The sequence below is a fragment of the Tabrizicola sp. genome, assembly GCF_030694085.1.
In the GTDB taxonomy this organism is placed as follows: Bacteria; Pseudomonadota; Alphaproteobacteria; order Rhodobacterales; family Rhodobacteraceae; genus Tabrizicola.
The window spans coordinates 161,444-184,815 of the sequence record NZ_JAUXZE010000073.1 but is presented as its reverse complement, the minus strand read 5'-3'; the positions used below and the strand labels follow the sequence as shown (position 1 = coordinate 184,815).

The following is a 23,372-nucleotide window of genomic DNA, read 5'->3' as shown; positions in this document are numbered from 1 at the left end:
CCTGATCACGCGTCAGTCTAAGCGTGGGTCGGGCGAAACCGGCCCGGAGGGCAAGTCGATGCTAGTTACACCGTCACTTATGCATGTGAAAACCCGGACGGGTCGCAGTCAGCAAGAAGACGCCGTTCTGCTGCGTCCGTTGTCGGGACCGGCGGCAGAACTATTGGACGGGCTGACGGCCGACCAGGTGCTTGCCCGCGTCGATGTTCCGGTGATGCGCACCGGCCCGGAAAAGACCGAATGGCAATGTGTGCGCGACGATCACGCTGCGATGGCCGAAGCCGGAGAATGGTCCGACCTGCTGGAAGCCCTGCGCTACACTGACCAGGAACGCGTCATGGCGTCTGGCGGTCGCCGGGTGGCGCCGCTCATCAGCGACGGGATGCGCGCGGGCCTCAGTCGGGCGATCTCCCGGTCGGACTGGGCCGCTGCCAAGGCCGAGCTTGCGCTTCTGGAAGACGTCTACGACCGCAACTCCGAAGACTACTGTGCCGCGCAGGTCCTGGCCCAGGCACATGTCGACCTGGCCAATGCCAAACGAAAGCCCACTGCGGCCGACCTGTCGCGCGACGCCTGGACCGAGGCTGCGGCGCATTACGAGCAGGCGGAACTGCTGGTCACACTCTTCGACCCGATCGAAGAGATGTCGCCGCTTCTCGCCGTTACGCGCTATGCACTTGTGCCGGGGATCGAGGACGGCGGTTCGGTCTGCCGCGAATGGTACGAGGACTGGGTCGACCTCGACCCCGAGGACGCCTCGGTCCACGCGGCTCATGCGGTGAACATGCTGCCCGGATGGTACGGATCGCTCTCCGCCTTCGAACGCGAAGCCCGCCGCGCCGTCCGTCTGACCGATGGCGTCACCGGCAAGGCCGCCTACGCAATCTTCCACATCGCCGCGGCCGAGGCGCTGGGCGACCTTTCGCCCACGCTTGACCACGAATACTTCTTCGAGGCTTTGGCCGACTACCAATCCTCCACCGGCTGCCAGGTCCGCGCCAATGTCGGCGCGCATCTTCTGTCCGGCATGGCGATGGGTTTTCGCAAGGCAGGCCCCACTGCTGCATGGCACCTGACCAAGACTCGCGCCGCGCTCTCTGATATGCTGTGGAACCGGCTCCGCGAAATCCAACTCGATTGCTGGGACTCGGGCAATCAGACCCTTGCTTTTGCAATGGCCGAAGTCTTCGGTCCCGCGCTGAAACGTGGCGCCCGCATCGTGCGGCGCGGCGACGGCCTTGGCACCCTGGTTCGCCGGACCTGACCCGCCAGCCTCACCCTCTTGCCCTGACGGTCCTTGCGGCCTAAACCCGGCCTCAAGACCACTCGGAGGCACTCCATGCTCGACCTGACCTATACCGCGCCCACGCCCAAGGTGATCGCCGGGGCCAAGCACGACTGGGAACTTGTCATCGGGATGGAGATCCACGCCCAGGTTTCCTCGAACGCCAAGCTGTTCTCGGGCGCATCGACCACCTTCGGGGCGGAACCCAATTCCAACGTCTCCTTCGTCGATGCGGCGATGCCGGGAATGTTGCCGGTCATCAACGAATTCTGCGTCGAGCAGGCAGTCCGTACCGGCCTTGGCCTGAAGGCTCGGATCAACCTGACCTCAGCCTTCGATCGAAAGAACTACTTCTACCCCGACCTGCCGCAGGGCTATCAGATCAGCCAGCTTTATCATCCCATCGTGGGTGAGGGCGAGGTTCTGGTCGAACTGGCTCCCGGCTCGAATGGTGAAAGAACGGCCCGTCTGGTCCGCATCGAACGCATCCACCTCGAACAGGACGCCGGGAAATCCATTCACGACATGGACCCGAACCTTAGCTTCGTCGACTTCAACCGCACTGGCGTCGCACTGATGGAAATCGTCAGCCGTCCCGACATCCGGGGACCCGAGGAAGCGGCCGCCTATGTAACCAAGCTCCGCCAGATCCTGCGTTATCTCGGCACTTGCGACGGCAACATGCAAAACGGCAACCTGCGGGCGGACGTGAACGTGTCGGTCTGCCGTCCCGGCCAGTACGAGAAATACCAGGCCACGCAGGATTTCTCGCATCTCGGCACCCGGTGCGAGATCAAGAACATGAACTCGATGCGCTTCATTCAGTTGGCCATCGACTATGAGGCGCGCCGCCAGATCGCCATTCTGGAAGATGGTGGTTCGGTCGTGCAGGAAACCCGCCTTTACGACCCGGACAAGAACGAAACCCGCAGCATGCGGTCCAAGGAAGAGGCGCATGATTACCGCTACTTTCCCGACCCGGACCTTCTGCCATTAGAGATCGAGCAGGCCTGGGTCGACGACATCCACGCCCGGATGCCCGAGCTTCCCGATGCCAAGAAGGCCCGCTTCATGGCCGACTACGGCCTGACCGACTATGATGCCAACGTGCTGACCGCAGAACTGGACAGCGGGCGCTACTTCGACGAGGTGGCCAAGGGCCGCGATGGCAAGATGGCGGCGAACTGGGTCATCAACGAGCTGTTTGGCCGCCTGAAGAAGGAAGGCCACGACATCACCGCAAGCCCGGTTTCAGCTGCGCAGCTGGGTGGGATCATCGATCTGATCGCTGCGGGCACGATCAGCGGCAAGATGGCCAAGGACCTGTTCGAGATCGTCTACACCGAAGGCGGTGACCCTGCGGCCATCGCCGAGGCGCGCGGCATGAAGCAGGTCACCGACACGGGAGCGATCGAAAAGGCCGTGGACGAGATCATTGCCGCGAATCCCGAGCAGGTGGAGAAAGCCAAGGCGAACCCCAAGCTTGCCGGATGGTTCACCGGCCAGGTCATCAAGGCCTCTGGCGGCAAGGCAAACCCCGCCACGGTCAACGCGCTGGTTGCGCAGAAGCTGGGGCTGTAACGTCAGGTCGGGACCAGGACTTTTCGAGAAGTCCTGCAAAATCCTTTGAAAGATACTGGTCTCCAAAATCTCCCGGCGGCACGGTTCTGCCGGGATTTCTCTTGGTGATTTGCGCTATCCGTCGGAATCTCATATCCCTTCCGCAAATCATGGCTGGGAGCAATCGGATGCAGCGTTACGAGTTCAAGGTCATTCCGGCCCCCAAGCGGGGTGAAAAGGCGCGGGGGGTCAAGACCACCGAAGACCGCTTCGCTCTGGCCCTGACCAACCTGATGAATGAACTGGGTGCCGAGGGTTGGGACTACGTCCGCGCCGATTCGCTGCCCTGTGAGGAGAGGACCGGGTTCACCGGCACCAAGACCACTTTCCTGAATGTGCTTGTCTTCCGCCGCACTATCCTGTCCGTCACGGCCGAGGCGCCGGCGTCGAACCGGCTGATACTCCAAGACGCCGTGCCTGCTACGCCACGGCTTGGTCCCGCCGAGACGCCTTTTCCCGGCAAGGCGCCCGCGGTTGGCCCGGCGAAACCGGACCTCGCGGCCGAGTGATCAGCCTGCCGCTTTCAGAGCAAGCGGCAATGTTTCCTCAAGTATATCAAGCGCCTGATCGTCGCCCAGGCTGATGCGGATGCAGCGGTCCAGCGGGGCGACGCCGGGCATGCGGATGAACACCCCCCGGCTTCCCAGTTCGGTCAGAACCTTCCGCGCATAGTCCCCGTCCCGGCCGCAATCGACGGTGACGAAGTTCGTGGCCGAGGTCAGCGGTGTCAGGCCGTTGGCCCGGACGATGGCTGACACCCGCTCACGCGCTGCAATCGTCCGGCTCTGCACGCTTTTCAGCCAGTCCTGGTCCTTCAGCGCCGCCAGTGCTCCGGCCTGCGAAATCCGGCTCATCCCGAAATGGTCGCGCACCTTGTCAAAGGCCAGCGCCAGGTCGGGATTGGTGATCGCATAACCGACCCGCGCGCCCGCCAGCCCGTAGCCTTTGGAGAATGTCCGCATGCGGATCACCTGGCTGTGGTCCGCGGGGATCTCGGGTACCGTACCGGACGGGGCAAGATCGGAATAGGCCTCGTCCAGAATCAGGACGCTGTGGTCGGGAAGGTTCGCCACCATGTCTTCGATGATGGAAGCCGGGTGGTGGCTGCCCATCGGATTGTCCGGGTTCGCCAGGTAGATCAGCTTCGCGCCAGTGGATCTCGCGGCAGCAAGCAGCCCTTCCGGGTTCTCCTGGTCGCCCTTGTAGGGCACCCGGGTCAGCATCCCGCCGAAGCCGGCGACATGGAAGTTGAAGGTCGGATAGGCCCCAAGGCTGGTGACCACCGGGGTCCCCGGCTCCAGCACCAGGCGGCAAACAAGGCCCAGAAGGCCGTCAATCCCGGGACCGACGGCGATATGGGCCGGGGTCACGCCGTGGTGGGCCGCAAGGGCCTGCTTCAGGTCGTGGTTTTCCGGGTCGCCGTACATCCAGACCCCTTCTGCGGCTTCCTTCATCGCGGCGACGGCGCGGGGGGAAGGGCCGAAGAGGCTCTCGTTCGCTCCGAGGCGGGCGCGGAACGGGACGCCGGTGCGGCGTTCCAGCGTCTCGGGGCCGGTGAAGGGCACGGTCGAGGGCAGTTGGGCAGCGTGGGGGGTGAGAAAGCGGCTCATGGCGGCAGGCTGGCACGGGCGGGGGCGGCAGGCAAGGGGGCTGCCCCACGTGGACGGATGCAGCGGCCAAGCCTTTTCAAGGGCTTGGCTGCGGGCTTTCATAAATCGTTAACCGGTGGCCGCTGCCGACCGGTCAGCCAAGGTCGGCCAACCGGACCAATGCGGCGCGAATCCTTGCCGCCTCGTCCTCGCGCGCTTCCAGGTTCGACTGCGCCTCCATCACCACATCCTCGGGCGCGGACTTGGCGAAGTTCGGGTTGTCGAGCCGCCCCTTGAGGCCGCCGATTTCCTTCATCAGCTTGTCGAGCGCCTTTTGCAGACGGGCTTTCTCCTCGGCGATGTCGATCAGGCCTTGCAGCGGGATCGCAAAGGCCGCCCCTTCCGACGCCACGGCGATAGAGCCTTTGGGGGCGGGGCCGTCAGTGACCTTGTCCACCCGCGCCAGCCGTTTGATCAGCGTCTCGTTCCGCTGAAACGCCGCGCGGGCCTCATCCGTCAGGCTGGTCGCCACCAGGTCGGCCTTCAACCCCACCGGCACATGCACCTGCGCGCGGGCAGACCGGATGTCGTCGATCAGCGTGGTGACAAAGGTCATCTCGCGGCTTGCGGCTTGGTCGATCAGGGTCGCCGGAAGCTCTGGCCAATCGGTGTGCACCAGGAGTTTCTCGCGTTTGCCAGTCGTGCCCCACAGCTCTTCGGTAATGAAGGGCATGAAGGGGTGCAAGAGGATCATCGACTGGTCGAGGACCCAGGCCATCGTCGCCCGCGTCTCGGTGGCGTCGGGGCCGTCGAACAGGGGCTTGGCGAATTCGACATACCAGTCGCAGACCTTGCCCCAGACGAATTTGTACAGCGCATCAGCGGCGGTGTCGAAGCGGAACGCCTCCAAAGCCTCGTTGACCTCAGCCAGCGCCCGCGCCGTCTCGCCGATGATCCACTTGTTCGCGGTGGCTTTCGGGCTGGGGGCAGGGCCGGTCGCGTGACCCTCCCAAACCCCGTTCATCTCGGCAAAGCGGCAGGCGTTCCACAGCTTGGTGCCGAAGTTCCGGTAGCCCGCGATGCGCTGGGTATCCAGTTTCAACACGCCGCCGAGGGAGGCCATCGCGGCATTGGCGAACCGCAGCGCGTCGGCGCCGTATTCGTCGATGATCTCCAACGGGTCGATGACGTTGCCAAGCGACTTCGACATCTTCTTGCCCTTGGCGTCGCGGACAAGGCCGTGCAGGTAGACGGTGTGGAACGGAATGTCGTTCACCACCGCGAGCTGCATCATCATCATCCGGGCGACCCAGAAGAAGAGGATGTCCTGCCCGGTCACGAGGACCGAGGTCGGGAAGTATTTCTGCAGCTCCGGCGTGGGCTCCGGCCAGCCGAGCGTGCCAATGGGCCAGAGGCCGGAGGAGAACCAGGTGTCAAGGACGTCGGGGTCGCGGACTAGAGCCAGTGTGACAGCGCTGGACTCAGCCTCTTGACCAATCCTGTAGCACTCAACCTCTGCGGTCTCGTAGGACTCTGCTTCAAAGAATTTGGCGTCTTTGGCGTCATCTTCAAACCTGAAGTAGGCCTTCCGTGCCATTTCCGCCGCTTCTTCGAAGGTGGCGGCGCAAAATGGTTGGCGCTGGTCCGGGTCGTAGCTCCAATATTGGTTCCGGTATTTCTTCCCGCTACCTCCGCGAACAAGGCTAGGACCATACCAAACCGGAATCTGGTGCCCCCACCAAAGCTGGCGGCTGATGCACCAGGGTTCGATGTTTTCCAGCCAGTGATAATAGGTCTTCTCGCCCGAGGGCGGGATGATCTTGGTGCGGCCGGTACGCACCGCCTCCAGCGCGGGTTCCACGATCTTGGCGGTGTCGACGAACCACTGGTCGGTCAGCATCGGTTCGATCACCACCTTCGAGCGGTCGCCGAAGGGCTGCATGATCGGCTTCGACTCGACGTAAGGCACCAGTTCCAGGTGCTCCGCGCCGGTTTCCTTGTCGACGGATTTCTTCAGGGTGGTGACCGCCAGCCCCTCGGCCGTGATCGCCTCGACCACGCGCTTGCGGGCCTCATACCGGTCAAGGCCCCGGAGGTCGTCGGGGACGAGGTTCAGCGCGTCGATCTCGGATTCCGACAGGGTGAAGGGCTGTTCGGCGATGCCCGGGGTGGCGTAGCCCTTGGCGACCAGCCAGGCGCGGGACATGCGGCCAGCAATTTCCGCCGCCTCGGCATAGGGCGCGCCGTCGGAGCGCATCTGGGCGCGGGTGTCGAGCAGGCGGTAGCAGGGGATATCGCCGCGCTTGGCGACGGCGTAGTCGTTGAAGTCATGCGCGCCGGTGATCTTGACGGCACCGGAGCCGAAGGTGGGGTCCGGGTATTCGTCGGTGATGATCGGTATCAGGCGCCGGTGTTCAGCAGGTCCCACCGGAATTTCGCAAAGTTTCCCGACAATTGGCGCGTAACGCTCATCCGATGGATGAACCGCAACCGCGCCGTCGCCCAGCATGGTTTCGGGACGCGTCGTGGCGATGGAGATGTAATCCCGCGTCTCGCGCAGGGTCACGCGGCCTTCGGCGTCCTTCTCGACATACTCATAGGTCTGCCCCCCGGCGAGCGGGTACTTGAAGTGCCACATATGGCCAGGGACTTCGGTATTCTCGACCTCAAGGTCCGAAATCGCGGTCTCGAAATGCGGGTCCCAGTTCACCAGCCGCTTGCCGCGGTAGATGAGGCCCTTGTTGTACATGTCGACAAAGACCTTGATCACCGCGTCGTGGAAGTTGCCCTCCTCACCCGCCGGAGCCCCCGGAGCGCCCGACATGGTGAACGCCTCACGGTCCCAGTCACACGACGCCCCCAGCCGCTCCAACTGGCCGCGAATGTTGCCGCGAGACTTCTGCTTCTGCTGCCAAACGCGGGCGAGGAACTTCTCGCGCCCCATGGTGCGGCGGTCGGGCTCTTGGTTCAAAGCCATCTCGCGCTCGGTCACCATCTGGGTCGCGATGCCCGCATGGTCGGTGCCGGGCTGCCACAAGGTGTCGTCGCCCATCATCCGGTGCCAGCGGGTCAGGATGTCCTGCAGCGTGTTGTTGAAGGCGTGGCCCATGTGAAGCGAGCCGGTGACGTTCGGCGGCGGGATCATCACGGAAAAGGCCGGGTGGCCTGGCTTGGCATTCGCGCCCGCCTTGAACGCCTTGGCGTCAAGCCAGGTCTTCGAAATCCGGGCTTCGGCCTCGGCGGCGTTGAAGGTCTTTTCCATCGGCATTTGGCAATCCCCTTGCGTCCGCGCGGGTTCTAGCCTGACCCGCGCGGAAGGGAAAGCGTCAGAAGGGCGGCAGGCCCATCAGCGCGCGGACAAAGCACCACAGGGTGAGCGCCGTGAACCCCGCCGCCGCAGCCCAAACCGCCCCACGGCTGCCGGTCAGCCCTGCCAGCGGCACAAAGTGCATCGCGTGCGTCGCCAGAAAGTGCGGCAGGCGCAGGTCGCCCACCTCACGTGACCAGCCCATCAGCGGAAACCGCGCATCCGTCACGGGCGTGCCGACAAGATGCCCCGTGCCGTTGGACATCGTGCCGGCGATCGGGACGGTCAGCAGGAAGGTCAGGATCAGCCCCACCGCGACCGACAGCATCAGCGGGTCGGCCCGATGCCGCCAGAACGCCACCCCCATCGCTAGCGACAGCGAGGTCAGGATCACCGCCGCCGCCCCCATCACCGGATAGATCACCCCCCAAAGGCCGGACTGGTTGAAGTGCGAAGCCGTGCCAAGGGCGGCGGCAGCTCCGATCCAGACAAGTTCGGCCAGAATGGCGGCACTGACGACGCCGATATAGATCCGCCAGCGACGGGAAGAAAACCTGCCTTCCGGCAGCAACATGGCGTATAGCGCCAGCGTCCCGGCATAGACGACCAGCGCCAGATGGAACTTCAACGGTTTCAACCAGACGCTGTCGCCCTGGAACTGCCGGTCGTCCAGCCCGTAGGCCGCCAGCAGCGGCAGCGCGGCGAGGGCGATGAAAGACGTCAACCGGACAAGCTGGACGTTCGGGAGTGAGAGGGCGGCAATGCGCGGTGCGGTCAGGATGGCCGTCATGGCAGAACCTTTCTGACAAGGGTGAAACGCAGGATCGCGAAGGCCAGAAGGCCTGCGGGACCGAAGAGGAAGGTCAGCACCAGACAGGGGATTACCGCCCAGTGCGGGATGCCTTCGGCGCGGGCGGTACGGACCTCCCACGCACCAAGGAAAAGGTCGAAGGCCAGGTAATGGACCCACCCGGCCAGCGCGATGTGGGGGTGGGTGAATAGTGCCTGCACTTCGGACAAGGAGCCGAACCCGCCGGGCGCCTCCCACCAGTAGGCGAGCACCAGGCCTGTATAGGCCAGCGCCAGGAGCAGCGGGATCGCGGCGGCCGAAACGGCTTGTGCTGCCCGGGGAGCGAGCGGCGAGGCCAGAAGCACCAGCCAGCCCAGCAGGGCCAGCGGGTTGGAAAGTTCGAAGATCTGGTCGGGGGTCATCGCTGCCTCATATCTTTACACTGTCAGGATTACGGTGTGAGCGGGCATGACGTCAAGAAAAATCTTTACGGTGGAAAGATGGCCCGATAAGCCTTGGACATGGCGGAAAAACCTTATCACCACGGCGATCTGCGCGCGGCGCTTCTGGCCGCTGCGGAAGATGAACTGACCGAAAAGGGCGTCGAGGGCTTCTCGCTCCGGTCGGTCGCCAAGCGGGCCGGGGTCAGTCATGCCGCCCCGGCACATCACTTCGGCGACACCGGGGGGCTTCTGACCGCTCTGGCAGCCGAGGGTTTCACCCAGTTCCAGGACACCCTTGACGCCCGCGAGGTCGGCGCGACGGATGCCCGTGACAAGGCCGTCAGGGCCGGGCTTGGCTACCTTGAGTTCGCGCTGGCCCGACCGGCGCTTTTCCGGCTGATATTCTCGTCTGCCCGGCCCGACTTTGCCTCACCCGACCTGATTGCAGCCGCCAACCGGGCCTATGAGCACCTTGTCGGGCTGGTCACGACCCTGGGCGGAGGCGAGACGGATGTCCTCGCACTCTGGGCCACCAGCCACGGCATCGCCGACCTCTCTGCCGGGCATAAGATGCGGACTTTGCAGGGTAAATCCCCTGCAGCGCGGGAAGCGATGATTCGGGATGTACTGCTCCGCTGCCTGCCAGGAGCCTAGACCGGAAGCCCCGCATCGGCCTTGGGCTGGTCCATGACGATCTGGCTTTGCACCCGTGCGACTGCAGGGTTGGGAAGCAGCCTGTGGTGGATCAGCAGGTTCAGCGCCGGCAGGTCCGCGCACCACACCCGCAAGAGATAGTCCGCCTCGCCCGTCAGGGTCCAGCAGGCCACGACCTCGGGCAGGGTAGCGATCAGGCGCAGGAACTCCCGCGCTGCCTCGGGAGAGTGCGCGGCCATCTGCACCTGCACGAAAGCCTGCACAGTCAGTCCCAGCTTGGCAGGCGAAAGGCGCGCGGCATAGCCGATGATCAGCCCATCGGTTTCCAGCTTCGCGCGACGGCGGGCGGCCTGGCTGGCGGACAGGCCGACACGCTCTCCCAGGTCCTGGGCGGTGATCTGGGCATCGGCCTGCAAGGCGTCCAACAGGCGGGAATCGGTAGCGTCGATCATGCGGGTTTCTCGCGCATTTTTCAGATAACATGAAGAAAGCGCGCACATCTTCGGCAATGCAAGCACTAAAATGCGCGCCATTCACGCACGCAACGTGTCATCCTGAATGGGATCAGGTTTTCCCAAAGGAACAATCATGGGCCCCTTTCCGCACGACGCCCCCCGCGCAGTGATCTCAACCGAGAACCCCGCCGGGACCGACGGATTCGAATTCGTCGAATTCGCCCATCCCAACCCCGAGGACCTGCGGTCGCTCTTCACCCGCATGGGCTACCAGCTGACGGCCCGGCACAAGACCAGGGCCATCGAACTTTGGCAGCAGGGCGACATCACCTACATCCTGAACGACGAGCCAGGAAGCCACGCCCGAACCTTCGTCGATGCACACGGTCCCTGTGCCCCCTCGATGGGCTGGCGGGTCGCCGACGCGAACCATGCCTTCAACCATGCTGTGAAGAACGGTGCTGAACCCTATGATGGATCAGGAAAAACTCTGGATCTTCCCGCGATTCGCGGTATTGGCGGATCGCTGATCTACTTCACGGATCGCTACGGCGCCACCAATCCCTATGACGCCGAATTCGATTGGCTGACGGCTGCAAAGCCGAAGGGTGTGGGTTTCCACTACCTCGACCACCTGACCCACAACGTCCATCGCGGCAACATGGACACCTGGTTCGACTTCTACGGTCGGCTATTCAATTTCCGCCAGATCCGCTTTTTCGATATCGAGGGCAAGTTCACCGGGCTCCATTCGCGCGCGCTGACCAGCCCTTGCGGCCGCATCCGCATTCCGATCAACGAGGACCGGGGCGAGACAGGGCAAATCGTCGAATACCTCAAGCGATACAAGGGCGAGGGGATCCAGCATATCGCGGTCGGCACCGACGACATCTATTCCGCGACGGACGCGATCGCCGAGGCCGGGTTGAAATTCATGCCGAAGCCGCCGATGGCCTATTACGAACTGTCGAAAACCCGCGTTGCGGGTCACGACGAGCCGATCGAAAAGCTGGCAAAGCACGGCATCCTGATCGACGGAGAAGGTGTTGTGGACGGTGGCGAGACCAAGATCCTGCTGCAGATCTTCTCGAAGACCGTGATCGGCCCGATCTTCTTTGAGTTCATCCAGAGGAAGGGCGACGAGGGGTTTGGCGAAGGCAATTTCCGCGCGCTGTTCGAATCGATCGAGCAGGACCAGATCGACCGCGGGGTGCTGAAGGTTTCATGACGCCGCCGGCAGGGCCCGCAGGGCAAGACAAGACGGCGTCATGTGGGGGATGCGCCGTCAGCCGCGCGCCGAGATATGGGCCGCAAGCCGATCAGCATCCTTCCATGCCCCCCAGATGAAGGCCGAGCCACGGCAGGACAGCCAGGGCAGGCCCACGAAGTAAAGGCCCTGGACCTCGGTCACCCCATCCTGATGGCGCGGGCGGCCGTCCTTCTGGAAGATGTCCAGGTCGATCCAGCCGAAGTCCAGCTGGAAGCCGGTAGCCCAGATCACGGTGGCGATGCCCTCGCGCTTCAGGTCCAGCGCCAGTGTCGGGGTCGTGACGCAGTCGGGCAGGGGAAGAAGCGCCCGTGCCGCTGGCTCCTCGGGCAGGTCAAGTCCGTTGGCCCTGGCATAGGCGTCGGCTTCGTCCAGCACCGACAGGTAATTCCGGTCGCCGTTGGCGATGTTGGTCGCCAGATCGTCCGCGAAATGCAGCACCCCGTCGTGATACTTGCCCGCCCGCCCCAGCAGAGTGATGCCCAACTCCGCAAGACGGCGGAAGTCCATCGTGTGACCGCCGTAAGCCCCGCTTACCGCGATGGTGACGTGTTCCGTGCCCGGCGTGGGTGCTTTCATGTCCCACTTGCCGAGTTTGCCCAGCCACCAGACGAAATCCTGCCCCCGGTATCGACGAGGCGGGCGGTCGTGCGGGCCGACCGACAGGTAGACGCGGCGACCAGCCCGAACAAGCTCTTCGGCGATCTGCGCACCCGAAGAGCCGCCACCGACGACCAGGACCGCGCCCTGGGGCAGGGCTGCGGGGTTCCGGTAGCCATTGGAGTGCAGCTGGGTAATGTCGGAGCCGGTCACGACCGTCGGGATCACCGGCTTCTGGAACGGCCCGGTGGCAACGACGACGTTCCGCGCAGCGATCATGCCGGTCGAGGTGGTGGCATGGAAGGAGCTGCCCTGGCGCTTGAGATTTGTCACCTCGACCCCGGTGCGGATCGGCAGGTTCCGGTCGCTGGCGAAGCGGGCGAAATAGTCGGCCACGGCCTCCTTGGGCGCGAAGCTGTCGGGGTCGAGGTCGGTGAACTCGGCGTCGGGGAAGCGGTCATGCCAGGCGGGGCCATTGGCAACCAGACTGTCCCAGCGCCACGACCGCCAGCGTTCCGCGATCCGGTCGCGTTCCAGGACGAGGTGCGGGATGCCCCGCTTTTGCAGATGGGCCGAGGTCGCGACGCCCGCCTGCCCGCCGCCGATAACAAGGGTGTGGATGGTTTCGGTCATGCTTTCAGGCCCCCGACAGGTCCAGTGTCCACGGTGGACATTTTCGTATTAATACTATAAATCATATATTTAAGCGTGGTCGTTAACTGTTTCTTCATCTGTGGAAACCTACTCATTTCCCGGCACGCCGTAGGAAGGAGCCTGCGTCGGGTCCTCGGCGCGCTGGACGTATGCGGCCATTTGCGGGGCATAGACGTCCCACGCCACACGCAGCAGTCCGATGGGATCAGGCGACCAGTCGATCCGCAGATCGACCAGCGGCCACGACAGCGTGTCGGCGACCTTCAGCCCCGCCGAAAATACCGGCCCCGCTTCGCCGCCAGCCGCGAGGCCGGCCTCCAGCGCCCGCATCAGGCGTTCGCCGAGGTGGCCCTTGGCCAGCGTGAAAGCCTTGACCATCGCCATTGGCACAAGGTCCGCCGCCAGCAGGTTTCCACCCGCCACACAGTCCGTTGCCCGCGCCTCACCCCAGACACCCAGGACCTGTCGGCCGGAATGGATTGCCGTTCGCCCCTCGCGGTCGACGACCAGAAGCTGTCGGTAGTCGATGTGGGAACGGTCGGCGGTCACAGCTGCAAGTGCCTCGGTTGCCGGGAGACCGGCCTCCAGTTGATCCAGGACCAGCGGACCCAGCGCGGGGTCGGTGATGTTCTGGCTGGCCACCGCCCCCACCCCCGCCCGGACATGCGCGCAGCGCGCCGCGACAGCGGGGGAAGAGGAGGAAATGGCCATGCCGAACTGCCCGGACCGGGCGCAGCGCGCGACGATAGAGAAGGTCATGCTTCGGCATCCGGGATCACGGCGGTTCCGTCGATCTCGACCAGCCAGGAGGGCCGGGCCAACGCGGTGACGACCACCCCGGTCGAGACCGGGTGCACGTCTTTGATGTATTCGCCCATCGTGCGGTAGACAGCTTCCCGGTGGCGGACGTCGGTCAGGTAGACCACGACCTTGCAGAGGTGGCTCATGTTGCCGCCAACCTCCTCCAAGAGCTGCCGGATGTTCTGCATCACCTTGTGGGTCTGTTCGACCGGGTCGTGGCTGCCGATGTCTTTCGCGGTGTCGAGGTCCTGCGGGCACTGGCCGCGCAGGAAGACGATACTGCCCCTTGCGACGACCGCCTGGGCCAGGTCGTTGTCGAGCTTCTGTTCGGGGTAGGTGTCGCGGGTGTTGAACTTGCGGTGGCGGAAGTGGGTCATGTCGGGTCCTGGGTGAGGGCGGTTATCGAAATGAGCGCCTTGCGGCGCGAGCCTTTTGTCTCGCGTTTCTGCGTGAAGGACGCAGAAACGCTCGGAGGTGCCTCCGGCGGGGATATTTGCGAACAGGTGAATTTGCATGGGGAGGTCATGGCAGGAGCGTTTCGCCCGGATCGAGTGCGGTGATCTCGCGGCGGAAGGTCAGGGCGTCGCCGGGGTCGGGCTGATCAAGGCTTTCGGCCCAGTTGCGACCGGCATAGGTGGCCCAGGCGATGGGGCCGGGGGCGGCGGCATCGCCGATGAGTTTCAGGGATTTGAGGCCAGTGTCCTGCCAGTCGAGGGCCTTCGTCTGGTGGAAGAGCCGGTCGTTCGGGCTGCGGGAGGTGACGTAGACAAGCGCCTCGCAGGGCTGAGCCGTCTGGCGGCCGGTCCAGGTACAGGCAAGGGTAATCTCATTTCCACCAATGGTTTCCGGGGCCTTGCTCAGGTGAATTTCGACGCCGATCTCCAGCAGGCGGCGCATGATCGCACCCTGTTCCAGCGTATTGTCGGTCCATTCCGCCACTTTCACTGCGGGGGTGATGAAGTGGACCTTGTTGCCCCTTGCAACAAGAAGTTCGGACAGGACCGAGCCCATGTAGAAGTGGTCGTCGTCATAAAGCGCGACGGTCTGGCCTTCGGGGATGCGGCCCGCCATCAGGTCGTCGGGGGTATGGATCGGCATCGCGGGGTCGGTCGGGATCGGGTGGAGGTGGAGGCGGGCGACAGCATCGCTGCGCCAGGTGGCGCCGGTCGCAATGGCGACGTGATCGGCACCCATTGCGAGGATGTCCTGGGGAGAGAGCGGGCTGTCGCGGTAGATCTCGACGTTCGGCATCGGAGCCAGTTGGCCGCTGCGATAGTCGGCAACGCGGCCCCAGGCGGAGAGGCCGGGGAGTTGGCGTTCCTTCGCCACGCGGCCGCCGAGCGTGGTTGTCGCTTCGGCCAGCGTGACCTTGTAGCCGCGTTTGGCGGCCTGCAGGGCGGCTTCGAGCCCGGTGGGGCCTGCGCCGACGATAAGGACGCTTTCCGATGCGCCCTTGGGCCGGGCGCGGTCGGGGTGCCAGCCTTTGCGCCATTCCTCCATGAAGGCAGTGTTCTGGGTGCAGCGGCTGATGCCTTGGGTCATGTCGCCGCTGACGCAGATGTTGCAGCCGATGCATTCGCGGATGTCTTCGGAGCGACCTTCCTGGACCTTGAGCGGCAGGAAAGGGTCGGCGATGCTGGGCCTTGCGGCCCCGATGAAGTCGAGGATACCGGCCTTGATCTGGCGGACCATCGCATCGGGCGACGTGAAGCGGCCGACCCCGACAATCGGCTTCGGGGTCAGGTCCTTGATGCCTTTCACTAGGTCTTCCTGCGCGCCCTCGTCCCTGAAGCGCGAGGTGCCCGAGCAGTCTTCCCAAGTGCCGTTGGCGAGGTCCCAGAGGTCGGGGAGGTCACTATGCATGGCGATGAAGTCGCGCAACTCGGCATTGGAAAAGCCGTAGGCCCCGGCTTCGTGCAGCGACATCCGCAGGGTGACAGCGAGTTCGCCCTTTGTCGTTTCCCGAGCATCTTCAACGATCTCGCGCAGAAACCTCGCCCGATTTGTGAGGGTGCCGCCGTAGTCGTCGGTCCGGTGGTTGGTGGCGCGGGAGAGGAAATGCTGCAGGATGCCGAAGCCATGTGCGCCGTAGAGGCAGATCAGGTCGAAGCCGGCCTGCTGCGACCTGCGGAAGGCGTTGCGGAACCAGCGGCGGAGGTTTCGAATATCCTCCTTGTCCATAGTGCGCGCCTGGACGGGGTCGGAGGTGAAGGTCAGGATCGGGCCACCAGTGACAGCCAGGGGGACCTCGCGGCTGTAGAGGTTCGGGCCGTTGATGCCGGAGTAGGCCAGCTGGATGCCGGCAAGCGCGCCGTGTGACTTCATCGCCTCGGCCATGCGCGCGAGGGCGGGGATGTCGCGGTCGTCCCAGAGGTGCTGCTCGATGAAGGGGGTGATTTCCGAGGTCGGGTGGATTTCGGTCTGCTCGGTGAAGATCACGCCCCAGCCGCCCTCGGCCTTGGTGCGGCGCATCTCGACCACGGCGGAGGGGTCGCGGTAGCCGCCGCCGTTGCAGTGGGGGACCTGGTAGAAGCGGTTCTTGGCGATCTTCGGCCCGATCTGAAGCGGCGTGAAGAGGATGTCGTGGCGGGGATCGCGCATCAGAGGGCCCGGAAGTCGGCGGCTTGGGTGGACAGGCGCGCCGGGTCGCGGGGGGGCAGGTCGGTGACGAGGAGGGTGGGTGTCTCTCCGGCCTGGGCGAGGATTTCGCCGTGGGGGCCCGCGATGACGGAGTTGCCGATATAGGTCAGGTCGCCCTCGGTGCCGCAATAGTTGGCGTAGGCGATGGTCACCCCGTGGTTCGCGGCCATCGCAGGGACGGTGGCGCGGGGGACATGGGTGAAGGGGGCCATGTTCGCCGTTGGGGCGAGGATGACCGACGCGCCGCGGGTGGCGAGGGACTTCACGTGGGGAGCGAACTCGACGTCGTAACAAATCAGGATTGCGGCGGTTGCTTCGCCAAGGCGGAAGGTGGGAAGGGTGTCGCCGGGCGTGTAGAGCGCGGCTTCGTGGGGACCGTAGAGCTGGACCTTGCGGTAGTTGCAAAGGAGTGTCCCGTCTGCGCCGAAGCAGGCGGCAGAGTTGTAGAGGCGGTCGCCGTCGCGCTCGGCATAGCCGATGACAAGCGCGGTGCGGTGCTGTCTGGAGGCGGCGGCGAGGCGGTGGAGGGGGGCGCTGTCCAGGGGCAGCGCGCGGGCGGCGATGTCGGGCTGGTTGTAGCCGGGCAGCCAGACCTCGGGCAGGACGAGGGCAGTGGCCCTCATCGCGGCGGCGGCGGCCAGGGCAGCTTCGGCCTGGTCGCAGGCCGTGTTGAGGTCGGAGGCGGGCGATGTGCCCTGCCAGAGTGCCAAACGCATCGGGTGCTCCTTCTTCAGTTCGGCAATCCTAAGCGGGCCCGGTGCTTAGGCCATACCCCTTGGACTTCGGGACAGTGCTAGTTTAATTGCCCTGGGGGGGTATATACCCCCAGCGAGGTATGCATGAGGGACCCGGCACAAGGCGTCGAGCCGCTATTGGCAAAGGTCATAGCGACCCTCGGTCGGCCGGGGTTCGAAGAGGCGCTGTGGCAGATGTTTCACGCCCTGGCGCGGCCCGACAACATGCTGGTGCTGGCCTACAGCGATGGCGGGCCGGCGCTGGAGCTGTTCCGGCGGGCCGGGGACGTGCGGGTCTTTGCGCGGCTGCAAAGCACCTACATGGCGGGCGCGTTTCGGCTGAGCCCGTTCTACGGCTTGCACCTTCAGCGTTCCGAGGAGGGGCTTTACCGGCTGCGGGACATCGCCCCGGATGCGTTCCAGCGGAGCCGGTTCTATGTCGAGTATTTCGGGCAGACGACCATCATCGACGAGCTGGCCTTCACGGTCTGGCTGGGCGCGGGGCTGTCGCTGAACCTGTTCCTGGGTCGGGATGGTCAGTCGGGCAAAGTCTTCTCTGCCAACGAGTTGGCAGCCTGTCGCCGGATAGCCCCCGTCGTCGCCGAACTGGCGCGGGCGCACTGGCCGGTGCCGAAGCTGGCCGCGCAGCCGATCGAGGATACGCCGGCTAAGCTTGCGGCAGCGGCAGAGCGGACCTTGGGGATCGGTTTGTCACCCCGGCAGGCTCAGGTTGCGCTTTTGATCCTGAAAGGTCATTCGACGCTGTCCATTGGGCTGCACCTGGGGCTGTCGCCGCAGACGGTGAAGGTCTTCCGCAAGCAGCTTTACGCGCGCTGCCGAATCTCGTCCCAGGCCGAGCTTTTCGCGCTGATGCTGCCTTTGCTGTAAGCGGCTTTACCAGCGCCGCTCGAACCGGCGGCGGAGGAGTATGGCTGCCACGTTCATCACGACGAGAAACACCAGAAGCACGATGATCGCGCCGTTCGAACGTTCGATGAAGGCCGGATCGGCGCGGCTGGCCCAGGAATAGACCTGCACGGGCAGGGCGGTCGCGGGGTCAAGGAAGCCCTCCGGCGGGGCCGAGGGATAGTTGTCGACGAAGGCGACCATGCCGATCAGAAGGAGCGGCGCGGTTTCACCCAGCGCGCTGGCAAGGCCAAGGATCGTGCCGGTCAGGATGCCCGGCATGGCAAGCGGCAGGACGTGGTGGAAGACGGTCTGCATCTTCGATGCGCCGACCCCAAGCGCCGCATCGCGGATCGACGGCGGCACGGCGCGGATCGAGGCCCTTGTGGCGATGATGATGGTGGGCAGCGTCATCAGGCTGATGACCAGGGCGCCCACGACCGAGGAAGACTGCGGCATCCCGGCAAAGTTGATGAAGATCGCAAGGCCCAGGATACCGAAGACGATAGAGGGCACGGCAGCAAGGTTCGAGATGTTGACCTCGATCGCGTCGGTCCAGCGGTTCTTCGGCGCGAATTCCTCCAGGTAGATCGAGGCCGCGACGCCGACGGGCACACACATCACCAGGACCATGAGCATCATGTAGGCCGAGCCAAGGAGGGCGACGCCCAGGCCCGCGGCTTCGGGACGCTGGTCGGAGGCGTCGGGGTTGGTGAAGAAGGTCCAGTTGAACGAGGACTGGACGATCCCCGCATCGCGCAACTGTTCGACAAGCCGCAGTTGGTCGGGGCTGATCTGGTTGTCACGCTCGGCCGTCCCATAGGTCACCCGGCCTTTCAGGAAGCCGTCAACCCGACCGGCGGCCAGGATGTTTGCGTCGATCGTGGTTCCGACCAGATCCGGGTTCGCAAGGATCCTGGCCCGCAGGGCGCCAGCCGCGTCCTTCGAGATCAGGTCGGCGATCTGCTTGTCTGTGACGCCTTCTTGCGTAATGCCGCGGGCCTGAAGTTCGGCGAGAAGCGCCTGGGACAAGACCTTCTGGTAGCCGACCGTGGTGACCTTGACCATTTCTTCTCGGCTGCGATTGCCCTTCGGGTCAAGCGTCTCTGCCGTCAGTTCGACCGGGAAGTTCAGCGTTGCCTGATGAAACGACGACACGCCATCGCGGAAGATGGTGAAGAGCATGATCGCCAGCATCGTCAGCGAGACGGTGATCGCCAGAAGACCATAGGCCTTGAAGCGGACCTCGGCGGCATTGCGGCGCTTCATGTTGTCGCTTGCCGTCAGGATCGACTGCTTCGGGCGTCTGATGCCGGGCCCTGCGGCGCTGATGTCGGTCATTCGTACTGCTCCCGGTATTTCCGCACGATCCAGAGGGCAAAGATGTTCAGGCCAAGGGTGATGACGAAAAGCGTCATGCCAAGCGCGAAGGCGACAAGCGTTTCCGGGGCGGCAAAGTCGGTGTCGCCCGTCAGCTGGCCGACGATCTTGACGGTCATCGTTGTCATCGCCTCGAAAGGATTGAGCGACAGCTTGGCGGCGGCACCTGCGCCCATCACGACGATCATCGTCTCGCCGATGGCGCGGGAGGCGGCCATCAGGATCGCACCGACGATGCCGGGCAGTGCTGCGGGCAGGATCACCTGGCGCACCGTCTCGGACTTGGTGGCCCCCAGGCCCAGGCTGCCGTCTCGCAGCGATTGCGGGACCGAGTTGATGATGTCGTCCGACAGCGAAGAGATGAAGGGAATGTTCAGGATGCCGATGACGATACCGGCGGTCATGACCGAGGATCCCGAGTTGCCAAGGCCCAGCGGCTGGGCGAACCAGTCGCGGAGGGCAGGGCCTACGGTGACAAGAGCGAAGATGCCGAAGACGACCGTGGGGATACCGGCGATGATTTCGATCAGCGGTTTGACCCAGTTGCGCACCGGCCTGGAGGCATATTCCGCCAGATAGATCGCAGCGAAGAGACCGATCGGGACCGCGACCAGCATGGAAATCAGGGTGATGTAAAGCGTGCCCCAGATCAGCGGGATGATCCCTAGGTCGGATCCACCGCGGAAGTTCGGCGACCATTTCAGGCTGAAGAAGAAGTCCTGGAACGGGTATTTGCTGAAGAAGTCGAAGGTTTCCGACACCATTGACCAGACAATGCCCACTGTCGTCAGGATCGCAATCGACGAGGCGGCGATGAGAAGGGCGAGGATCACACGCTCGACCTGGTTGCGGGCGCGGAAGTCGGGCTCTGCGCGCTTGACGCCCCAGAACAGGCCAAGGACCGACAGCACCAGGATCAGCGCCGTGCGGCCCGCGGCCCCCCAGTGCGACTGCGTGCGGTAATCCTGCGCGGCGATCAGGACGGCGGGTGACACCTCGGAGGCCAGCGCCACGCCGGACCCGGCCAGAAGGGCGCGGATGTCGGTCGATCCGGTTGCAAGGGCCTGGACGTCGGTTTCGCTGATTGCGCCGCTGGCGATGGCCGTATCAAGGCCGCCCGCGACACGGCGAACGTCGGCCATTGTCAGCTGGGCCTTGGTGGCGTCGGTGACAAACTCGGCGGGAAGTGTAGCAGAGATGCGGGCCTCGATCACCATCGGCTGCACGATCAGCCAGAGGATCAGCGCCGCAAGGGCCGGGACAAGGACCGAGATCGCGCCGTACCAGCCGTAGTAGCCGGGCAGCGAGTGCAGAAGCCGGGGGTTGCCCTGGGTCGAGGCAAGCGAGCGCTGCCGTGCCAGGAAGAAAGCGGCGATAGCAAGGACAGCTACGGCGGCAAGAATCATCAGGACGGACATGCGGGCTTCCGGGTTCGAAAGGGAGGGGCGGGACCCGAAGATCCCGCCCGTTGTCAGATCACTGCAGCGGAGCCATCGGGGTTTCCGAGGCGACCATCTCTTGCGTCGCGGCCAGTTCGGGGTCGGACACGAGGCCGTATTCCGCCAGCGGGCCGTCCGGGCCGGCCATGTCGTCGGACACGAAGAACTCGATGTATTCCTTCAGGCCGGGGATCACGCCGATATGCGCCTTCTTGACGTAGAAGTAGAGCGGGCGCGACACCGGGTATTCACCCGAAGAGATGCTCTCGGTCGAGGGAACGATACCCGACATGGTCGCAACTTTCAGCTTGTCGGTGTTGTTCTGGTAGAACGACAGACCGAACACGCCCACGGCGTTCTTGTCGGCATCCAGGCGGGCAAGCGTCTCGGTATAGTCGCCGTCGATGTCGATCGACTTTCCGTCGGTGCGCAGTTCCATGCAGGCCTTGTCCGCGTTTGCGGCCTTTTCCTTGTCATCCGCACCTTCGGCAGCCGCCACGAACAGATCATGCGCGCCGGTTTCCTTGCAACCGGCGATGATCACCTTGGTGTCGAACACTTCGCGGGTGCCGTGCTTGGTGCCCGGCACGAGGACCAGGATGTTCTGGTCAGGCAGAGCCGCGTTGACCGCAGACCAGGTGCCATTCGGGTTGGCGACCAGAGCGCCATCCTTCAGCACGGTTTCAGCCACGGCATTGTAGACGTCTGCCGGGGTCAGGGCGAATTCCGGGCCATCGACGGCCGAAGCGAAGACGATCCCGTCATAGCCAAAGCGGACTTCCATGACTTCGGCCACGCCGTTCGCAGCGCACAGGTCGATATCCGACTGCGAGATCCGGCTGGACGAGTTGGCGATGTCGACGGTGTTTTCACCGACGCCTTCGCAAAGCTTCTTGCGGCCTGCACCCGAACCACCGCCTTCCACGACCGGGGTCGGGAAGTCGAAGTTTTCGCCGAAGGCCTCGGCGACGATGGTGGCGTAGGGCAGCACGGTGGACGAGCCGGTGACCTGGATCTGGTCGCGGGCAGCGGCGGGCATCGCGGCGGCGAAGGCCAGCACCGAAACGGTGAGGTGGAAGGATTTCATCGAGGCACTCCTGATTTCGTGCAGCATCTTGTGTGGCCCTGTCGGCCTGTCCCGGCTCTAGTCCCGTCGCGTGACGCTTAGATTGCAGAATTGTAAAAGCTGTATGACAGTCAGGTTGCAGGCGTTTGCCGCAGGATGCGCCGGGCGATGGTCTCGGCAATCATCATCGTCGGTGCATTGGTATTGCCCGCGATGATCTGCGGCATGAGCGAGGCATCCACCACCCGCAACCCCTCGGTGCCCCGCACCCGGCCTTCGGGATCGGTGACCGAGCCTGCGTCAAGGCCCATCCGGCACGTGCCGACCGGATGGTAGATCGTCTCGGCCCGGGTGCGGATGTCGGCCTTGAGGTCGGCGTCGCTGACGAGCCTTGCGCCCGGAAGGGTTTCCGTTGCGACGTAGCAGGCAAGGGCCGGGGCGTTCAGGATGCGGCGGGCGAGTTTCAAGCCGGCGAGAAGGGTGGGAAGGTCCTCGGGGTCGGCAAGGTAGTTGGCGTTTATCCGGGGGTGGGCCATCGGGTCGGGCGTAGCAAGGCTGATCCGTCCCCGGCTTTTCGGCAGAAGATCGCAGACATGCAGCGTCAGCCCGTAGCCCAGGGAAAGGCGGCGACCGTGGTCATGAAGGTAGGCCGGGATGAAGTGGAACTGCAGGTTGGGCCGTTCCCTGCTGGGGTCCGAGCGGGCAAAGCCCCCGGCCTCGGCGACGTTCGAGGTGAACTCTCCCTGACCGCGGAGCAGGTAGGCCCAGGTCGCGCGGAGGGCGCGGGGCAGGAAGCCGGGCGCAATGCCGATCGCCTCGCGGCCCTTCAGCGCGGCCTGGACAGTGATGTCCAGGTGGTCGGCCAGATTCGCCCCGACTTCGGGCGCGTCGTGCAGAACCGGGATGTCCATCGCCTGCAGATGCGCCCCGGGACCGATGCCCGACAGCATGAGTAGCTGCGGCGAGTTGATCGCTCCGCCGCTCAGGATCACTTCGCCGCCCTGGGCCAGGGGCAGGGTCTGGTCGCGAAGCTGGACGCCGGTGGCGCGGCGGCCTTCGAACGCGACGCGGTGGACTTGCGCCTTGGTGATCAGGGTCAGGTTCGGCCGGTCCAGGACCGGAACAAGGAAGGCCTGCGCCGAGGATAAGCGGCGACCACCGCGCTGGGTGACCTGATAAAGGCCGACGCCCTCTTGCGAGGTGCCGTTGAAGTCGGGGTTTTCGGCCAGCCGGGATTCGACGCCCGCCCGGACGAAGGCGCGGGACAGCGGGTTGGGCTGGGCGAGGTCACTGACAGTCAACGGGCCATGCTGGCCGTGGTGGTCGTCCCGAAGAGCCAGGTTGTCCTCATGGTCCTTGAAGATCGCCCGGACGCGCGGCCAGTCCCAATCGGGCCCTGCAAGTCTGGCCCAGTCGCGATAATCCTGCGGATGCCCGCGCATGTAGATCATCGCGTTGATCGAGCTGGACCCACCCAGAACCCGTCCGCGCGGCCAGAACAGGCGGCGGTGGTGCAGCTGCGCTTCGGCGTCGGTCTCGTGCCCCCAGTTCAACCATCGCATATGGGCCAACGCGGCCAGGCCGAAGGGCATGTGGATCATCGGATTGCGGTCGGCGGGACCGGCTTCGATCAGGCAGACCCGGGTCGCGGGGTTGGCGCTGAGGCGATTGGCAAGGACGCAACCTGCCGAGCCTGCCCCGACGATGATGTAGTCAAAGCTCATCCCGGGCGCCGGACGGGC

General features: G+C 64.7%; 20 protein-coding genes. 6 read left to right on the top strand and 14 right to left on the bottom strand.

The window, feature by feature from the left end; genetic code table 11:
- Window positions 1–58: 58 nt before the first annotated feature.
- From Q8M85_RS17785 to Q8M85_RS17775, 3 genes are all read left to right on the top strand, one after another.
- Complete coding sequence (locus Q8M85_RS17785; protein WP_305547064.1) at window positions 59–1,264, top strand: hypothetical protein; 1,206 nt, start codon at window positions 59–61, stop codon at window positions 1,262–1,264.
- Between the two features lie 75 nt (window positions 1,265–1,339).
- Entirely contained in the window at window positions 1,340–2,866 is a 1,527-nt protein-coding gene (gene gatB / locus Q8M85_RS17780; protein WP_305547062.1) for an Asp-tRNA(Asn)/Glu-tRNA(Gln) amidotransferase subunit GatB, read from the top strand.
- Window positions 2,867–3,033: 167 nt separating this feature from the next.
- On the top strand, window positions 3,034–3,414 hold the full coding sequence (locus tag Q8M85_RS17775) for a DUF4177 domain-containing protein (RefSeq protein ID WP_305547060.1): 381 nt from the start codon (window positions 3,034–3,036) through the stop codon (window positions 3,412–3,414).
- Here Q8M85_RS17775 and Q8M85_RS17770 read toward each other — a convergent pair whose 3' ends face one another.
- From Q8M85_RS17770 to Q8M85_RS17755, 4 genes are all read right to left on the bottom strand, one after another.
- Window positions 3,415–4,515, bottom strand: a complete 1,101-nt coding sequence (locus Q8M85_RS17770) for a pyridoxal phosphate-dependent aminotransferase (protein ID WP_305547058.1) — start codon at window positions 4,513–4,515, stop codon at window positions 3,415–3,417.
- A gap of 133 nt (window positions 4,516–4,648) precedes the next feature.
- The gene (locus Q8M85_RS17765; protein ID WP_305547056.1) at window positions 4,649–7,762 is read right to left on the bottom strand and encodes a valine--tRNA ligase; all 3,114 of its coding nucleotides are present in this window, start codon (window positions 7,760–7,762) and stop codon (window positions 4,649–4,651) included.
- Between the two features lie 58 nt (window positions 7,763–7,820).
- Entirely contained in the window at window positions 7,821–8,591 is a 771-nt protein-coding gene (locus Q8M85_RS17760) for a hypothetical protein (RefSeq protein WP_305547054.1), read from the bottom strand.
- Complete coding sequence (locus tag Q8M85_RS17755) at window positions 8,588–9,013, bottom strand: ABA4-like family protein (protein WP_305547052.1); 426 nt, start codon at window positions 9,011–9,013, stop codon at window positions 8,588–8,590. The genes Q8M85_RS17760 and Q8M85_RS17755 overlap by 4 nt, the downstream gene beginning before the upstream one ends.
- A 99-nt stretch (window positions 9,014–9,112) precedes the next feature.
- On the opposite strand from Q8M85_RS17755, the gene Q8M85_RS17750 reads away from it, so the two are divergent.
- The gene (locus Q8M85_RS17750) at window positions 9,113–9,688 is read left to right on the top strand and encodes a TetR/AcrR family transcriptional regulator (RefSeq protein WP_305547050.1); all 576 of its coding nucleotides are present in this window, start codon (window positions 9,113–9,115) and stop codon (window positions 9,686–9,688) included.
- Here the strand turns inward: Q8M85_RS17750 and Q8M85_RS17745 are convergent.
- Window positions 9,685–10,140, bottom strand: a complete 456-nt coding sequence (locus Q8M85_RS17745) for an Lrp/AsnC family transcriptional regulator (RefSeq protein ID WP_305547048.1) — start codon at window positions 10,138–10,140, stop codon at window positions 9,685–9,687. The two genes, Q8M85_RS17750 and Q8M85_RS17745, sit on opposite strands and share 4 nt — an antisense overlap.
- A 136-nt stretch (window positions 10,141–10,276) precedes the next feature.
- Between Q8M85_RS17745 and hppD the strand changes: the two genes are divergently transcribed.
- Entirely contained in the window at window positions 10,277–11,371 is a 1,095-nt protein-coding gene (hppD, locus tag Q8M85_RS17740) for a 4-hydroxyphenylpyruvate dioxygenase (protein ID WP_305547046.1), read from the top strand.
- Window positions 11,372–11,428: 57 nt separating this feature from the next.
- Here the strand turns inward: hppD and Q8M85_RS17735 are convergent, their stop codons facing one another.
- The 5 genes from Q8M85_RS17735 to Q8M85_RS17715 form a co-directional block, all read right to left on the bottom strand.
- Window positions 11,429–12,643, bottom strand: coding sequence for an NAD(P)/FAD-dependent oxidoreductase (locus tag Q8M85_RS17735; RefSeq protein WP_305547044.1), 1,215 nt, complete (start codon window positions 12,641–12,643; stop codon window positions 11,429–11,431).
- A gap of 108 nt (window positions 12,644–12,751) precedes the next feature.
- On the bottom strand, window positions 12,752–13,423 hold the full coding sequence (locus tag Q8M85_RS17730) for a DUF1028 domain-containing protein (protein WP_305547043.1): 672 nt from the start codon (window positions 13,421–13,423) through the stop codon (window positions 12,752–12,754).
- Window positions 13,420–13,842, bottom strand: coding sequence for a RidA family protein (locus Q8M85_RS17725; protein ID WP_305547041.1), 423 nt, complete (start codon window positions 13,840–13,842; stop codon window positions 13,420–13,422). The genes Q8M85_RS17730 and Q8M85_RS17725 overlap by 4 nt, the downstream gene beginning before the upstream one ends.
- Window positions 13,843–13,987: 145 nt before the next feature.
- Window positions 13,988–16,066 (bottom strand): FAD-dependent oxidoreductase, encoded by a 2,079-nt coding sequence (locus Q8M85_RS17720; protein WP_305547039.1) that lies wholly within the window; start codon window positions 16,064–16,066, stop codon window positions 13,988–13,990.
- Complete coding sequence (locus Q8M85_RS17715; RefSeq protein WP_305547037.1) at window positions 16,066–16,821, bottom strand: nitrilase-related carbon-nitrogen hydrolase; 756 nt, start codon at window positions 16,819–16,821, stop codon at window positions 16,066–16,068. Before Q8M85_RS17715 ends, Q8M85_RS17720 begins: the two co-directional genes overlap by 1 nt.
- A 123-nt stretch (window positions 16,822–16,944) precedes the next feature.
- Between Q8M85_RS17715 and Q8M85_RS17710 the strand changes: the two genes are divergently transcribed.
- Window positions 16,945–17,727: a helix-turn-helix transcriptional regulator gene (locus Q8M85_RS17710; RefSeq protein WP_305547035.1), complete on the top strand. Its 783-nt coding sequence runs from the start codon at window positions 16,945–16,947 to the stop codon at window positions 17,725–17,727.
- Between the two features lie 6 nt (window positions 17,728–17,733).
- Here the strand turns inward: Q8M85_RS17710 and pstA are convergent, their stop codons facing one another.
- From pstA to Q8M85_RS17690, 4 genes are all read right to left on the bottom strand, one after another.
- Window positions 17,734–19,086, bottom strand: a complete 1,353-nt coding sequence (gene pstA, locus Q8M85_RS17705; RefSeq protein ID WP_305547033.1) for a phosphate ABC transporter permease PstA — start codon at window positions 19,084–19,086, stop codon at window positions 17,734–17,736.
- A complete protein-coding gene (pstC, locus tag Q8M85_RS17700; protein WP_305547032.1) occupies window positions 19,083–20,543 on the bottom strand; it encodes a phosphate ABC transporter permease subunit PstC in 1,461 nt (486 codons plus the stop codon). Before pstC ends, pstA begins: the two co-directional genes overlap by 4 nt.
- 58 nt (window positions 20,544–20,601) lie before the next feature.
- Window positions 20,602–21,651 carry a substrate-binding domain-containing protein gene (locus Q8M85_RS17695; RefSeq protein WP_305547031.1) on the bottom strand — a complete coding sequence of 350 codons (1,050 nt, stop codon included), beginning with the start codon at window positions 21,649–21,651 and terminating at the stop codon, window positions 20,602–20,604.
- Between the two features lie 110 nt (window positions 21,652–21,761).
- Window positions 21,762–23,354: a GMC family oxidoreductase gene (locus Q8M85_RS17690; protein WP_305547030.1), complete on the bottom strand. Its 1,593-nt coding sequence runs from the start codon at window positions 23,352–23,354 to the stop codon at window positions 21,762–21,764.
- Between the last annotated feature and the right edge of the window lie 18 nt (window positions 23,355–23,372).